This window comes from Arthrobacter sp. CJL-S3 (genome assembly GCF_056711635.1).
On the sequence record NZ_CM160046.1, the window covers coordinates 4,232,622 to 4,247,530 of the forward strand.

Annotated in this window: 9 protein-coding genes and 3 pseudogenes; 4 read left to right on the forward strand and 8 right to left on the reverse strand. The window is 67.6% G+C overall.

Annotated features, from left to right (window positions below):
* Nucleotides 1-75 precede the first annotated feature (75 nt).
* The 3 genes and pseudogenes from AC06G6_RS19450 to AC06G6_RS19460 form a co-directional block, all read right to left on the reverse strand.
* Nucleotides 76-1,283, reverse strand: a pseudogene (locus tag AC06G6_RS19450) (NAD(P)-dependent malic enzyme).
* 302 nt (nucleotides 1,284-1,585) lie between these two features.
* Nucleotides 1,586-2,214: pseudogene (locus tag AC06G6_RS19455) on the reverse strand (helix-turn-helix domain-containing protein).
* 173 nt (nucleotides 2,215-2,387) lie between these two features.
* Entirely contained in the window at nucleotides 2,388-3,704 is a 1,317-nt protein-coding gene (locus AC06G6_RS19460; protein WP_479824875.1) for an MFS transporter, read from the reverse strand.
* A 253-nt stretch (nucleotides 3,705-3,957) separates the two neighbouring features.
* Here AC06G6_RS19460 and AC06G6_RS19465 point away from each other — a divergent pair, with 253 nt between their 5' ends.
* The gene (locus AC06G6_RS19465; RefSeq protein WP_479824877.1) at nucleotides 3,958-4,974 is read left to right on the forward strand and encodes a thermonuclease family protein; all 1,017 of its coding nucleotides are present in this window, start codon (nucleotides 3,958-3,960) and stop codon (nucleotides 4,972-4,974) included.
* A 78-nt stretch (nucleotides 4,975-5,052) separates the two neighbouring features.
* The gene (rraA, locus tag AC06G6_RS19470) at nucleotides 5,053-5,529 is read left to right on the forward strand and encodes a ribonuclease E activity regulator RraA (RefSeq protein ID WP_479824879.1); all 477 of its coding nucleotides are present in this window, start codon (nucleotides 5,053-5,055) and stop codon (nucleotides 5,527-5,529) included.
* A gap of 56 nt (nucleotides 5,530-5,585) precedes the next feature.
* Here the strand turns inward: rraA and AC06G6_RS19475 are convergent, their stop codons facing one another.
* Nucleotides 5,586-6,266 (reverse strand): hypothetical protein, encoded by a 681-nt coding sequence (locus AC06G6_RS19475; protein ID WP_479824881.1) that lies wholly within the window; start codon nucleotides 6,264-6,266, stop codon nucleotides 5,586-5,588.
* A gap of 526 nt (nucleotides 6,267-6,792) precedes the next feature.
* Between AC06G6_RS19475 and AC06G6_RS19480 the strand changes: the two genes are divergently transcribed.
* Nucleotides 6,793-8,244: a sugar porter family MFS transporter gene (locus AC06G6_RS19480; protein ID WP_479824883.1), complete on the forward strand. Its 1,452-nt coding sequence runs from the start codon at nucleotides 6,793-6,795 to the stop codon at nucleotides 8,242-8,244.
* A gap of 91 nt (nucleotides 8,245-8,335) precedes the next feature.
* On the opposite strand, the gene AC06G6_RS19485 is transcribed toward AC06G6_RS19480, so the two are convergent.
* From AC06G6_RS19485 to AC06G6_RS19500, 4 genes and pseudogenes are all read right to left on the reverse strand, one after another.
* Nucleotides 8,336-8,857 (reverse strand): N-acetyltransferase family protein, encoded by a 522-nt coding sequence (locus AC06G6_RS19485; protein WP_479824885.1) that lies wholly within the window; start codon nucleotides 8,855-8,857, stop codon nucleotides 8,336-8,338.
* Between the two features lie 176 nt (nucleotides 8,858-9,033).
* Nucleotides 9,034-10,182, reverse strand: a complete 1,149-nt coding sequence (locus tag AC06G6_RS19490; protein ID WP_479824887.1) for a mannitol-1-phosphate 5-dehydrogenase — start codon at nucleotides 10,180-10,182, stop codon at nucleotides 9,034-9,036.
* Nucleotides 10,182-12,213, reverse strand: a pseudogene (locus tag AC06G6_RS19495) (PTS mannitol transporter subunit IICBA). Before AC06G6_RS19495 ends, AC06G6_RS19490 begins: the two are co-directional and overlap by 1 nt.
* A gap of 59 nt (nucleotides 12,214-12,272) precedes the next feature.
* On the reverse strand, nucleotides 12,273-13,001 hold the full coding sequence (locus tag AC06G6_RS19500) for a TetR/AcrR family transcriptional regulator (protein ID WP_479824889.1): 729 nt from the start codon (nucleotides 12,999-13,001) through the stop codon (nucleotides 12,273-12,275).
* Nucleotides 13,002-13,219: 218 nt separating this feature from the next.
* Here AC06G6_RS19500 and ptsP point away from each other — a divergent pair, with 218 nt between their 5' ends.
* A complete protein-coding gene (gene ptsP / locus AC06G6_RS19505) occupies nucleotides 13,220-14,905 on the forward strand; it encodes a phosphoenolpyruvate--protein phosphotransferase (protein ID WP_479824891.1) in 1,686 nt (561 codons plus the stop codon).
* The last annotated feature ends 4 nt before the right edge of the window (nucleotides 14,906-14,909 follow it).

The window sequence follows — 14,909 nt, forward strand, 5'->3', positions numbered from 1 at the left end:
CCCGGCCGGCACCAAGACGACGACGGCGCCGCATCCCCCAAGGAAGCGCCGCCGTCGTCGTCTGTGCTGCTGTGGCTACTCGGCTTCAACCGCCGCGGCGACGGCGGCGGACACGGCCGGCGCCACCCTCGGGTCCAGCGGGCTGGGGACGATGTAGTCGGCGGAAAGGTCCTCGTCGGCCAGTGCGGCGATGGCGCGGGCCGCGGCCAGCTTCATCGCCGGCGTGATCCGGCGGGCGCCGGCGTCGAGGGCTCCGCGGAAGATGCCGGGGAACGCGAGGACGTTGTTGATCTGGTTCGGGAAGTCGCTGCGGCCGGTGGCGACGACGGCCGCGTACCGGCGCGCGACCTCGGGCAGGACTTCGGGATCCGGGTTGGACAGGGCGAACACGATCGAGTCCTGGCTCATGAGCTTGAGGTGTTCCTCGGCCAGCTGGGAGGAGGAGACGCCGATGAACACGTCGGCGTCCAGCATGGCATCGGCGGGTCCGCCGGAGACGCCGCGCGGGTTGCCGCTCTTGGCCAGCTGGGCCTTCTTGCTGGCGGGATCGGCGGCGATGTCGGCACGCTCGCTGTTGATGACGCCGCGGGAGTCCAGCAGCACTACATCGCTGATTCCGGCGGTGAGCAGCATCTGCGCGACGGCGATCCCGGCGGCGCCGGCGCCGAGACGACAACACGCAGCTTCTCAAGCCCGCGTCCGGTCACCTTGGCGGCGCCGGTCAGGGCCGCGAGGACGACGACGGCGGTGCCGTGCTGGTCATCGTGCATCACGGGGCAGTCGAGGGCCTCGATAAGCTTTTCCTCCAGCTCGAAGCAGCGCGGCGCGGAGACGTCCTCAAGGTTGACCGCGCCGAAGCTCGGGCGCAGCCGGACGAGGGTCTCGACGATCTCGTCGACGTTGGTGGTGTTGAGCACCAGCGGGATGGAGTCGAGCTCGCCGAAGGCCTTGAACAGGGCGGACTTGCCCTCCATCACCGGCAGCGAGGCGCTGGCGCCGATGTCGCCAAGGCCGAGGACCGCCGTGCCGTCGCTGACGACGACCACGAGGCGCTGGGCCCAGGTGAGGGTCTTGGCGAGTTCCGGGTTGGCAGCGATGGCGCGGCTGACCTGGGCGACGCCGGGCGTGTAGGCGATGGACAGGTCACGCTTGCTGGCGAGCGGCACGGTGCTGGCAATCGAAAGCTTGCCGCCCTGATGGGATGCGAAAATTTCCTCGTCGCTGAGCGCTGCTACGGTCTCGGGGGACGTGGCGTCGGCGGTGTTAATCGTTTCAATGGACACTTCGTTGTCTCCTGGGGCTCACCGTGGGCGTACGGCACATGGAAGCTCAAGCACAGGGATGCTCAAGATGGTCTGGGGAGCCTCGGCAGCGACCCAGGGTTGGTGGGTCTGCGGTGAAGCTCCGGGTAGTGCAGGCGGCTGGGCCGCTCCGGTTCTGCAATGGTAAACAGAACTCGCCGGCAGTGACGTGTCCCGCGACATACTCTGGCGGTTGGTTAAACGTTTATCCTGCACAAATCGTGGCCGCGATCACCGAAAAGCGCCCCTACCGGCCAGTAAATTATCAGATTGGTCTAGACCAGTTACGCCGACCGGCGGGTGCATGTCAGCAGGAAACACGCCTTTTTGAGGTCTCCTCGGCTTCGAAGAGGGACAGCCGCCGGCATCGGACGGACTGGACCAGTCCAGTGACGGTCAGCAGCAGAACCCGGGAAATGGCGGCGTCGCCGCTCACGGCCGAGACGGCTTTCTCGGCAGCGGTGTCGATCTCCCGGAGCAGCCTCGTGGTGTCCGCGTCCTTGGTGTAGACGGCCCTGTTCAGGCACTGCTCCACGGCAGGCTGCATAAGGCGCATGTGGAAAATTTCCATCACGACGCCGACGAGCGCGTGGGCGGGCACGTCGCCTCCGGCGTTCCCTGCGGGCGGCATCGCGGTTCGTCCCGGGGGTTTGGTTGCGGGCGGGGCTTCGTGCAGTTCCGTCAGCTGCTTGCGGTAGAGCGCCAGCACCAGCTGGGTGGCGGAGGGGAAGTACCGGTACAGGGTGCCCAGCGGAACATCGGCCTTGGCCGCTACTTCGGAAAGGACCACGGACTCCAGGCCCTTGCGGGCGAACCCGGCGGCGACGTCAAGAATCCGGGTGTAGCGGAGACGCTGCCGGGGCAGGGTGGGCGGAGGGGCCATCGGTGGAAGTTCTGAGTGAAATTCAGGCATCAGCAGCGATCCGGGGTCGGTTTTCTCGGCAGCCGGCAGGGGTTCCCCACAGCGCTGCCGCGGCAATTCCCGTCCACTATACGTCACGCTCCCGGGCCGGAAGCCCGTTCCGAAAGGTGCCGGCGGCGTCGCCGCTCACGGCTGACACGGCCACCGCCGCGGCGGGTCCTGGCCTAGTCGACGCCCTTGATTTTGACCACAAAGACGGCCCCCAGCAGTCCGATCACGGCCGCCGCCACGTACAGCGAAACGTAGCCGCCCCACAGCGTCACGAAGGGGAAGGCGATGAGCGGAGCGAGCACCTGGGGCAGGGAATTGGCGACGTTGAGGACGCCCAGGTCCTTTCCGCGGCTCAGTGACGTCGGAAGCACCTGGGTGATCAGGGCGAAATCCACCGCCAGGTAGCAGCCGAAGCCGATTCCCAGCACCGAAGCGCCCAGCAGCGCCCCGGTCCAGTTCGGCGCGAACGCCAGGATCAGCGAGGCCGCCGCGATGACGACCGAGGAGATGATCACCAGCGGCTTCCGCTTCCCCATCCGGTCGCTCAGCCGGCCTCCGATCACACTGGTCACCATCACCATCACGGCGTAGAGGCCGGTCAGGATCAGCACACCGAACTCCGGCGCGATGCCCTGCGTCTCCTGAAGATGGACGGCGTCCTTGAGGAAGAAGAGCAGATAGAGGGTGACCATGTGGTTGCCGATGTTCACCAGCAGCCGGGTCAGCCAGGCCCAGGCGAAGTCCGGATAGAGCACCGGGGAAATCCAGAAGCCCTTGGCGAAGCCGGCCAGGCTGAACGGCGGACGTGCCCCCGTGGGGAGCGGGACGTCGTCGTTCTTGAAGAAATACAGCACGACGCCGGCGAGCAGCGCCGCGGCGCAGAACAGGTAACCGACGGCGAAGTTCCCGGTGACCGCTGCGGCGATCACCGCCCCGATGAGGATGCCGACCGTCTGGCCCATGGCGGCCAGGCCCCCCACGGTCCCGCGCTGGACGACGGGGACGCGGTCCGGGATGGCGGCGGTGACGGCGGCATAGGCCCCGTTGCAGCCGGCCTGGACCAGGCACCAGAGCAGCGCCATGATGGCAACGTTCGGCGCCCCGGCGAGCGCGATCAGGGCCGCGGCGCCGAGGATCGCTCCGAAAAGGACCCAGGGCACGCGGCGGCCCAGGCGTGAGGTGGTGCGGTCGCTGAACGCACCGAACAAGGGATTGGCCACGAGGGAGACCGCCGCACCGGCTCCGGTCACGAGGGCGAGGATGGCCTCTTTGTCAGCTTCGCTGAACGCGGCGGCCTGCTGGCCGAGCAGCACCTGAAGCGGGCCGAAGAATGCCGCGTTGATGCCCACGTTGACGAGGACGACGCCGGTGACCCAGACGGGGCGGACTGCCCGTTCGGGTTCGGCGAACGCCACCGCCGCCGGGCTTCCCGCGGTGAAACTGCCGCGGGATGGGTCCGGCGATGCTCCGGACAGATCGGACAGGCTCATGTAAATCGGTTCCCCCCGGAAACGGCTGACGCACGCTGAAGATCAGTGTGGAGCCAGACTATCGTGGGGATCACGATTAGGCGCCACCGGAAAAGTTGATTCCCGGCTCTGCAAAGTATTGTCAATATCATTCGGGCAACTCCACCCTGGAGAAAGCCCACATCACTCATTCCTGGGGGAGTATATTTTGCTGTCAGAAACGTCGGGCACTGCTGCCCGCACCAAGGCCGTGGGACTGGCAATTGCCGCCGTCATGGCGCTCACCGGCTGCAATGCGGGATCGGCCAGCACTGAAAAGAATGCTGCCGGACCGGCATCAAACTCCGCTCGGGACGAGGCGGTAGTAGTCCGTATCGTTGACGGAGACACGTTCGAAGCCTCTATTAACGGCGAACAAAAAACGGTCCGACTGCTCAACGTGGACACCCCTGAGACCAAGGATCCCAAGGCGCCCGTCGAGTGCCTGGGGCCGGAGGCCACGAAAGCTCTCGAGCAGCTCCTGCCAGTCGGCTCCAAGGTCACCCTGGAATTGGACAAGGAACCGCTGGACAAATATGGGCGAACCTTGGCAGGCGTCTTCGACTCAAACGGAAGACTGGTCAACGCTGAGGTAGCGCGGCTGGGCTTGGGAGTTCCTGTCTTGTTCGAGCCCAATAGGAAGTTCTATCCGCCGGTTGTCACGGCGTTCGAGGATGCCCGCACGAGAGGGGTCGGTCTCAACTCGGCTGAAATTCCCTGCCTTCCCGCCCAGCAGATCGAACAGGCAGCCAGGACCGTTGAGACGATCGTGGCCGCACCGCTCGCTGAAGCCACGACTGACCTTGACGAGAGCCATGCAGGGCTGGTCGCCGCGCTGGCCGCGGTTGCCGCGCTCAAGGCCGCCGCGAACGCCAAGAATCACGTCCACTGGGCCGCATACAAGGCTCCTCAGCTGAACGCAATGGTGAACAGGCTGGATTCGGCAGCCAAGGCGGGGGCCGAGCACAAAACGACCATCGGCGCGAGGAAGAAGGACCTTGCAGATGCTGCCGCTGCCGAGTCTGCCCGCCAAGCGGCGGAAGCTGCTGCCGCAGCCGCGGCTGCGGCAGAAGCTGAACGGCTTCGAAACCTGCCGCCCGTTCCGGCACCGTATGTTCCGCCAGCCTATGTCCCTCCGGTCTACGTACCTCCGGCAGCACCGGCCCCCGCACCCAACCCGTACCCGGGATATAACGGTCCTCGTTGCTATGCCCCCGGAGGCCAGACATGGACACCGTGTAGCAAGAGGTAGCTTAGGGACGGAGACTCGAGGATTCCGAGGAATCGCCGCGTCTCGGTGACACCGTTCGCACCAGCAAGAGGAGACCCGATGGCCGCAACCGCCGTTAATACCGCCGATCTCTACGACGAGCGAGGGGAAGAACTCGACTCCGTGGCCCTGCAGTTCCAGTCGCTCGGCGGCAACACGCACTTCAGCGGCCCGGTCCGGACCATCCGCTGCTTCGAGGACAACGCCCTGGTCAAGTCCACCCTCGCAACCCCCGGCGACGGCGCCGTCCTGGTGGTGGACGGCGCCGGCTCGCTACGCACAGCCCTGATGGGGGACCTGATCGCGGCAAGCGCCGTCGCAAACGGCTGGGCCGGCGTCGTCATTAACGGCGCCATCCGCGACCGGACGGCCATTGCCGGGCTGCCGCTCGGCGTGAAGGCACTGGGCAGCAACCCGCGCAAGAGCGCCAAGGCGGGCGCGGGCGAGAGCGACGTGGAACTGGAGATCGACGGCGTCGTCTTCCGGCCCGGCGCGATGATCTGGTGCGACCCGGACGGGATCCTGGTCGAGCGCTAACCCGCGCCGAGGTGACACTTCGCGCCCATGATTCGCACCACCATGGGCGCGAAATCTCACGTCGGTGTCCAGCCGCGGGACATGAGGGTGCGCCGGACCCTGCCGACGACGGCGGGGCGTTCTCCCGTCAGGTCGTCCTTCGAGACCCGCACCTCGCCCCAGCCCAGCCGGTCCGTGGTCCGCGGCACGGTGGATGTCGCGCTGATGCTGACCGGCCTCGCCGTGGTGGACCCCGTCATACTGCAGCGAGACGCCGAATGCCGGGTAGGCCGCGTCCGGCCACAGCTCCGGGATTCCCGCCGGGCCCCAGACCACGCAGTTGAGCTCCGGTTCCGGCAGGCCGCCGCGGACGACAGCGAGGCGCAGGTGCGTCTCCGGCGGGGAATCCGCACCGAGCGCACGAGCCCAAGCGCTTCCCGCGCCCTCCGGATGTTCCGGGCTCCTGGGTGTTGGAACAGCATCCGGTTCAGCGCCCCGAGGCTCGACAGGGCATCCCGGGGTGAGGGGAACTCCGGACCGTGCTCGGAGACCAACGAATCCCCGGCAGCCACGAGGTCATCCAACGGCAGAATCGCAGCCAGGTCCAGGAAGGTGCGCTCGGGCGAGGTCACCCGGACGCCGTCGAGCATCACAACGTCCCCGGGCCGCAGCGCGAGGCGGTGTCCCGCCACGTTCGCCCGTTTCGGGATGCTGCCGCCCTGCGGCCGGGCAAGGTGGATCCGCCAGTCGCGCGCCATATCCGCGCCGCGGTGACGTGGCAGAGCACGGTGCAGTCATCAAGCTGGCAGTAGGCCCTGAGCGCGGCGGCGCCCTGTGCGCTGCTGCCGGGCGGGACCCGGATACCGCGGGACACGGTGATCAGGTCCCGGGCCCGGGTGCGCTTCCGGGGGATCCCGACCGCATCCGCAGCCAGGACGGAGAACGAGCCACTGGCCAGGGCTGGCGGGAGTTCAAGTCGGCGCATTCCCCCATCATGATGAGATCCGGGGAGGCGCGTTTAAGTTATCCCCAGATGGCCTCCACCTGTCCTCCACAGCGTCCGGCCTGCTGCCGCCGAGGTGAGATTTCGCGCCCATGGTCGGACCGGGCATGGGCGCGAAATGTCACCTCGGCGGCGTTCGACGCCGTCGCCCGTCCGCGGTGCCCGCCGAACTGTATGTTTCGTCTCACTTTTTGGCCCTGTGACATGCACCGCTCTGGCGCCGGTGTAAGACTTGGTAGCTGCGGCCGGAGGCCGTGGAACGTGAACGCCGAGGGAGCCAGATGACAACCACCCAAGACCAGACCGTAGCCAAGATCCCCCAGCGGGTCATTTGGCTGGCCGTGGCGGGCGCCGTGGGCGGCTTCCTCTTCGGCTTCGACTCCTCAGTGGTCAACGGCGCCGTCGATGCCATCAAGGACGAGTTCGCGCTGAGCGAGGCCGTGACCGGTTTCGCCGTCGCCGTGGCCCTCCTTGGCTGCGCCGCGGGCGCCTACCTGGCCGGGAAGGTGGCCGACCGCTACGGCCGCATCCCGGCGATGAAGATCGGGGCGCTGTTGTTCCTGGTCAGCGCCATCGGGACCGGCTTCGCCTTCAGCGTGTGGGACCTCATCTTCTGGCGCCTCGTCGGCGGCCTGGGCATCGGCCTGGCCTCCGTGATCGCCCCGGCGTACATCTCCGAGATTTCCCCCCGCCACGTCCGCGGCCGTCTGGCGTCGCTCCAGCAGCTCGCCATCACCACGGGTATCTTCGCGGCCCTGCTCTCGGACGCCCTCTTCGCGAACTTCGCCGGCGGCGCCGGCGAGGCCCTCTGGTTCGGCATTGAGGCCTGGCGCTGGATGTTCCTCGCCGGCGCCGTCCCCGCCGTCGTCTACGGCTGGATCGCCTACACCCTGCCCGAGTCGCCGCGGTTCCTGGTCTTCCAGGGCAAGGACGAGGAAGCCCTGAAAGTCTTCCAGTCCATCGCCCCGGACGAGGACACGGACCGCCACCTGCGCGACATCAAAAAGGCCATCGAGGAAGACAAGGTCGCGGGCCAGAAGGGCTCCCTGCGCGGCAAGGCGTTCGGCCTGCAGCCGGTCGTGTGGATCGGCATCATCTTGTCGGTGCTGCAGCAGTTCGTCGGCATCAATGTGATCTTCTACTACTCCACCACCCTGTGGAAGGCCGTCGGTTTCCAGGAGAAGGATTCGCTGACCATCTCCGTGGCCACCGCCATTACGAACATCCTCGTGACCCTTGTGGCGATCGCCCTCGTGGACCGGATCGGCCGCCGGCCCATCATGCTGGCGGGTTCGATCGGCATGGCCGTCTCGCTGGGCACCATGGCCCTCGCCTTCGGGTCCGCCACCGGAACCGGCGATGCGATTTCGCTGCCCGGCGCGTGGGGCCCCGTCGCCCTGGTGGCCGCCAACGTCTTCGTGATCAGCTTCGGCGCCTCCTGGGGCCCGCTGGTGTGGGTGCTGCTGGGCGAGATTTTCCCGTCCCGGATCCGCGCCCGCGCACTGGGTCTCGCCGCGGCCGCCCAGTGGATTGCCAACTTCGCCATCACCCTGAGCTTCCCGGCCATGGCGGCGGCCTCCCTGCCCCTGACCTACGCCATGTACGCGATGTTCGCGGCGGCGTCGTTCTTCTTCGTGAAGTTCAAGGTCCCGGAGACCAACGGCATGTCCCTCGAGCACGCCGAGACACTGTTCGTCCCGAAGGGCTCCGCGAAGGACTCCGTCAGGGCCTGAGCCGGGCGCGCTCCCGCCGCTCGAGGTGACAGATAATGCCCATGTTTCGGGGAATCATGGGCATTATCTGTCACCTCGGCGTGCGCTGGGGCTACAGAACGAGCTTCATGCCCTCGTGGCTCGCCGCGAAGCCGAGCCGCTCGTAAAACCGGTGGGCGGCCGTGCGGGACTTGTCCGTGGTGAGCTGCAGGAGGGAACAGCCGCGGAGCCGGGACTCGTCGATGGCCCATTCCACCATCGCCGCCCCGACGCCCTGGCCGCGCAGCTCGCTCCCCACCCGCACTGCCTCCAGCTGGGCGCGCCATGAACCCCGGCGGGACAGCCCCGGCAGGAAGCTCAGCTGGAACGTTGCCACCAGCCGGGTACCGGGCCCGTCCGCGGCCGCCAGCTCCCCCACGACCAGCAGGTGCGCCGGATCGGCGTCGATCGCGTCAAACGCCTTCTCATAGGGGGTCAGATCGGACGTGTCCTCGCGGCCTGACCCGAGCTGGTCATCGGCCAGCAGCCGGAGGATCTCGGGCAGATCGGTGCGTTCGGCATGGCGCAGGCGGAAAGTCCCGCCGTCGACGTCGAGAGTCAGCAAGGAGGTCCGGTCATGGGGGTTCGCAGTCACCAGACCAGCTTGCCCTACCGCCGCTCGAGGTGACAGATAATGCCCATGCTTCGTTGAAACATGGGCATTGTCTGTCACCTCGGCGGGTGGGGGGCGCTGCTCACACAGACGCCGACGCCGGGACTCGGGTGAGTTCCGGCGTCGGCGGCTATGCTTTCGCGATTACTGGAAACGGGCTAGGCGGCTTCCTTGGCCTCGTCGACGAGGGCGGAGACGGCCGCGAACAGCGGGTGGTCCGGGGCGAGGCCGGTGATCTTCGCGGTGGCCTCGTCGGCGCTGGAGGACGCCAGGATCTGCCTGAGTTCCACGGCCTCGGCGTCGGCCGGGTCGTTGAAGCGCAGGGCTGCGGCGATCGCACCGAGCAGGGCCTCCGGCACGATTCCGCGTTCGGCGAGCTCCGCCGCCGGACCGATGAAGCGTTCGTGCCGGCTGAGCTTGCGCAACGGCGCCCGGCCCACCCGGTTCACGGTGTCCGGCAGGTGCGGGTTGGAGAAACGGCCCAGGATCTTCTGGACGTAGGCCTCCTGCTCGTCACGGTTGAAGCCGTGCTTGGCCACCAGCAGCTCTTTGGTTTCGTCCAGGACGGCGCGCACATCGGCGGCGACGTCCTGATCGGCCATGGCCTCGGAGATCTTCCCGAGCCCGGCCTCAAAACCGAAATAGGCTGCCGCGGCGTGCCCGGTGTTCACGGTGAACAGTTTCCGCTCGATGTACGGCTCCAGCTCATCGACGAACATGGCCCCCGGAATGACCGGCGCCGCAGCGCCGAAGGGTGTCCGGTCGATGACCCATTCGTAGAAGGTCTCCACTGTGACGTCCAGACCCTGCCCGGCCTCCTGGTTGGGCACGATCCGGTCCACCGCCGTGTTCGCGAACACGGCGGCAGCGTCGAGGGATCCCGCGGCCGGGTCCCACTGCGCCGAGACCTCGGACTTCAGGATGTCCGTGGCGTTGATGGCGTTCTCACACGCCATCACCTGCAGCGGTGCGAGTCCGGGGGCCCGGGCGGCGATCCCCCTGGCGATCACCGGGGCCACGAACTTGAGGATATGCGGCCCCACGGCGGTGGTGACTACGTCCGCCGTCGCGATCTCCGCGATGACCTCCGCTTCCTGGCTGCCGGAGTTGAGCGCGCGGAAGTTCTCCACGGTGCGGACGGTGGGGTGCTCCCCCACCTCGTGGACCTGGTAGCTGTCCGCGGCGGCCAGCTGGGTGATCAGGTCCTCCGCGACATCCGCGAACACCACCTCATACCCCGCCTCGTGCAGCAGCAGCCCCACGAATCCGCGCCCGATGTTTCCGGCTCCGAAATGAACAGCCTTCACTATGAATTGACCTTTCCGAACAGGTCGAGGACTTCCTCGACCGTGGTGGCCGCCTCAAGCTGTGCCACCTGGGCCTTGTTGGTGAAGACCTTGGCGATGGAGGACAGGATGTGCAGGTGCTCGTTGTTGATGCCGGCGACGCCGACCACGAACTTCACTTCCTTGCCGTTCCAGTCGATGCCGTTCGGGTAGCGGATGACGGAGACCGCGGACTTCATGATGTGGTCCTTGGCGGCGTTGGTGCCGTGCGGAATCGCGAGGTAGCTGCCCATGTAGGTGGACACGGATTCCTCGCGTTCGTGCATGGCGTCCAGGTAGCCGGCGTCGACGGCGCCGCGGTCCAGCAGGCAGGCCGGCCTCGTCGATGGCGGCATCCCGGGTGGTGGCCGTGCCGTTCAGGACAACGCTTTCCGCCACCAGGATGCCGGCGGGGCCGGTTTCCTCGGGAGCTTCGGGCGCTCCGGGCGTTGCGGCACCAGCCGCGGCAGGCGCCGCAGCCGCAGTGGCCGCAGAGGCAGCCGCAGGGGTGGCGGCCGGGGCGTCGGCGCCGATCTCCGTGTTGCTCGACCTGACCAGCTCCACGATCTCGTCGTACTTGGGGCTGTTCATGAAGTTATCGACCGAGACGTGCACGGCGCTGGCGGTCACGGGGGTGGCCCGTTCGGTCAGGTCCTGGTGCGTGATGACGACGTCGTAGGTGTCACTGAGGTTGGCGATGGCGGAGTTGGTGACCTTGACGTCCGGGAAGCCGGCAGCCTTGATCTTGTTCCGCAGCACCGAGGCGCCCATCGCGCTGGAGCCCATGCCGGCGTCGCACGCAAAGACGATGTTCTTGACCGGTCCGGCGAGGACTGCGACGCCGCCGGCGGCAGCGCCGGCCGCAGCACCGGACCCCGTGAGCAGGGAGGACACCGAGCTCTTCTTGCCCTTCATTTCCTCCATCCGGGCGGTGGCGGCGCCGAGGGCTTCTTCCTCGGTGGCGCCCACCGGGGTCTTGCTGGCTTTCAGGATCACCGAGGCGATCAGGAAGGACACGGTGGTGGCGAACAGCACGGAGAGGGTCACGCCGACGTAACTGTCGCGGGCGGTGGCGGCGTAGACGGCGATGATGCTGCCCGGGGCAGCCGGCGAGCGGAGTCCTGCGCCGGTGACTACGAGGGTGAAGATGCCGGTCATGCCGCCGCCGATGGCGGCGAGGATCATGATGGGCTTCATCAGCACGTACGGGAAGTAGATCTCATGGATGCCGCCGACGAACTGGATCAGGGCTGCACCAGGCGCGGAGGCCTTGGCCAGTCCGGTGCCGAAGATCGAGTAGGCGAGCAGGATTCCGAAGCCCGGACCGGGGTTGGCTTCGAGCAGGAACAGGATGGACTTGCCTTCCTCGAGCGCCTGCTGTGTGCCCAGCGGCGTGAGGATGCCGTGGTTGATGGCGTTGTTCAGGAACAGGACCTTCGCGGGCTCGATGAAGATGCTGGTGAAAGGCAGCAGGCCGTTGAGGACGAGGAATTCGACGACCTTGCTGGCCCCGTCGCTGAACGCCTTGACCACCGGGCCGACCACGAGCATGCCAACGACGGCCATGCCGGCGGCCAGGATGCCGGCCGAGAAGTTGTCGATCAGCATTTCGAAGCCGGGCTTGACTTTGCCTTCCCAGATTTTGTCCAGCTTCTTCATGAGCCAGGCCGTGAGCGGGCCGAGCATCATGGCGCCGATGAACATGGGGATGTCCGTGCCGACGATGACGCCCGTGGTGGCCACCGCGCCCACGACGCCGCCGCGCACGCCGTAGACCATCCGGCCGCCGGTGTAGCCGATCAGGAGCGGGAGCAGGTAGGTGATCATCGGCCCGACGAGCTTGGCGAGCTCCTCGTTGGGCAGGAAGCCCGCCGGGATGAAGAGCGCCGTGATGAAGCCCCAGGCGATAAACGCGCCGATATTGGGCATGATCATTCCGGACAGGAACGTCCCGAATTTCTGGACGCCTACCCGCACGCTAGTACGGGGTTTCGCAACTGTCTCTGTTGCCATGTGATTTCCTAACCGTCATTCCTGCTGCACCGCAGGATGGTCCGTTAATTTCGCGAAAGCTAGCTGTTGGAGCTGGTGGAGATCCGGTGGAGCCATTCGAGGAAGAGCTTGAGTTCCGAGCTGGAGAGCTGGTCCGAGTGCGATGCCTGCAGTGCCGCGTTCAGGGCGATCGCTGCCACAACCACTGACGATTTCCCGGACGCTTCAGGACCGTTTTCTTTGGCCTGTTCCGAGGACACCGCAAAGATCATGGCGTCGCGGGTCATGGTGGACAGCTCGAGGTTGCGCTCGGGCGCCTTTTCCGTGATCAGCATGAGTGTCACCCCGACGTTGGCGGCCAGGATGCTCCTGGCAGCTTCCCGCGGAGGGACGTTAAGTTGGCCGGCGACTGCGGCCTTGTTCAGCATTTCCTCCATCAGGCCCTCGGCGTCGGCGACGACGGCCGGGCGGCTCTCGGGGCGGATATTGCCGAACATGACCAGGTACAGTTCCGGCTGGTTGAGCCCAAACTGCACGTGGTTGTCCCACATACGCCGGATGTCTTCCAGCGGATGTCCTGACGGCGCGAAGTCGCGTTCGCCCGCCACATACTCCTCGAAACCTGCCGCGACGACCGCGTCGAACAGCCCTTCCTTGTCACCGAAGTGGTGATACAGGGTGGGCGCGGTGACGCCGGCCCGCTGGGTGATCTGGCGGGTGGATACCGCGCCCCCGGCGGAGTTGGCCAGCAACTCAGCCGCCGCACGCAGCAGCCGCGTCTTTGGCGGAAGCTGGCCATCGAAACTCATAACCGCTACCCTAGCACCTATAGCAACGCTATATGAAGTGCATCACATACAATTTTTTCAGGTACCGGGATCCGCCCGCCGACGTAGCTGTCGGCAGGCCTGCCCGGCCGTCCGAACCAGAAAATCCGATCCGGATCGTCCGGTCCGGAGCGGACGGCATCTCCCGCGCTACCTGACCCACCGGCTTACCGGCCCACGGCAGAGAATGAGGACCTTCAGTGCAGAACTTCCCAGGAGTAGGCGTCAGCCCCGGCCGCATCATCGGAACGATCCGCCAGATGCCCAAACCCGTCAGCGAACCGCCCGCCGGGGAGCAGCTGCCCGCCGGCGTCACGGCCGAGGAGGCGACCGCGGCCCTGAAGACCGCGGCGAAGGCCGTCCACGATGAACTGAAGGCCCGGGCCGAGACGGTCAGCGGCGACGGCAAGGCTGTCCTGGAAGCCACGGCCCTGATGGCGACGGACACGATGCTCCTGAAGTCCGCCGCCAAACTGATCGGCCGCGGCACCTCCGGCCAGCGCGCCATCTGGGAGGCCGGCGCCTCCGTCTCGGAGATGCTGCACAACCTGGGCGGCTACATGGCCGAGCGGGCCACCGACGTCCTGGACGTCCGGGCCCGGATCGTGGCAGAACTGCGCGGCGTTCCGGCCCCGGGCATCCCGACCTCCCCCACCCCGTTCATCCTGATCGCCGAAGATCTCGCCCCGGCGGACACCGCCACCCTGGACCCGGAGAAGATCCTGGCGCTGCTCACCGCCGGCGGCGGACCGCAGTCGCACACCGCGATCATTGCCCGCTCGCTGGGCCTCCCCGCGGTCGTGGCCGCGACCGGCGTCGACCAGCTTCCGGACGGCACGGAGGTCTACGTGGACGGCGCCGCCGGCCTGATCACCGTGGACCCGGACGACTCGCAGCGCGCCGCTGCCGAACACTGGGCCGCCACCGCCTCGCTGTTGGCGGACTTTGACGGCACCGGCGCGACGGCGGACGGCCACCTGGTGCCGCTGCTCGCCAACGTCGGCGGGGGCAAGGACGCCGTGGCCGCCGCGAAGCTGAACGCGCAGGGGGTGGGGCTGTTCCGGACCGAGTTCTGTTTCCTGGAGCGGGACACCGAGCCCACCGTGGACGAACAGGCCGCCGCGTACAAGGGCGTCTTCGACGCGTTCCCGGGGAAGAAGGTGGTGCTCCGGACGCTCGACGCCGGCGCGGACAAGCCGCTGCCCTTCCTCACCGACGCCACGGAACCCAACCCCGCCCTCGGGGTCCGCGGGTACCGCACCGATTTCACCACGCCCGGCGTGCTGGAACGCCAGCTGCAGGCCATCGCCCGCGCCGAGCAGGAGTCCGAGGCCGACGTCTGGGTGATGGCGCCGATGATTTCCACCGCGGAGGAAGCTGCCCGCTTCGCCACGCTGTGCGCCGAGGCCGGGATCAAGACCCCCGGGGTCATGGTGGAAGTTCCGTCCGCGGCGCTCACCGCCGAGGCCATCCTCCGGGAGGTGGCCTTCGCGAGCCTGGGCACCAACGACCTCACCCAGTACGCCATGGCCGCCGACCGCCAGCTCGGCCCGCTCGCGGCGCTGAACACCCCGTGGCAGCCCGCCGTGCTCCGACTCGTCGGCCTCACCGTGGAAGGCTCCGTCGCGGAGGGCCACAACAAACCGGTCGGTGTCTGCGGCGAGGCCGCCGCGGACCCGGCCCTCGCCGTCGTCCTCACCGGGCTCGGCGTCTCGACCCTGTCCATGACAGCCCGGTCCCTCGCCGCCGTGGCGGCCGTGCTGAAGACCGTCACGCTGGCCGAGGCGCAGGAACTGGCCAAACTGGCGCTCTCCGCACCGAGCGCCACCGAGGCCCGGGCCTGGGTCCGGGCGAAGCTGCCGGTCCTCGAGGAGCTCGGGCTGTAGCCCC

Coding starts and splice junctions, on each gene's coding strand:
- AC06G6_RS19460 (WP_479824875.1), bottom strand. CDS start 3,704: ATGAGCCTGTCCGATCTGTCCGGAGCATCGCCGGACCCATCCCGCGGC.
- AC06G6_RS19465 (WP_479824877.1), top strand. CDS start 3,958: ATGGCGCTCACCGGCTGCAATGCGGGATCGGCCAGCACTGAAAAGAAT.
- rraA (WP_479824879.1), top strand. CDS start 5,053: ATGGCCGCAACCGCCGTTAATACCGCCGATCTCTACGACGAGCGAGGG.
- AC06G6_RS19475 (WP_479824881.1), bottom strand. CDS start 6,266: ATGGCGCGCGACTGGCGGATCCACCTTGCCCGGCCGCAGGGCGGCAGC.
- AC06G6_RS19480 (WP_479824883.1), top strand. CDS start 6,793: ATGACAACCACCCAAGACCAGACCGTAGCCAAGATCCCCCAGCGGGTC.
- AC06G6_RS19500 (WP_479824889.1), bottom strand. CDS start 13,001: ATGAGTTTCGATGGCCAGCTTCCGCCAAAGACGCGGCTGCTGCGTGCG.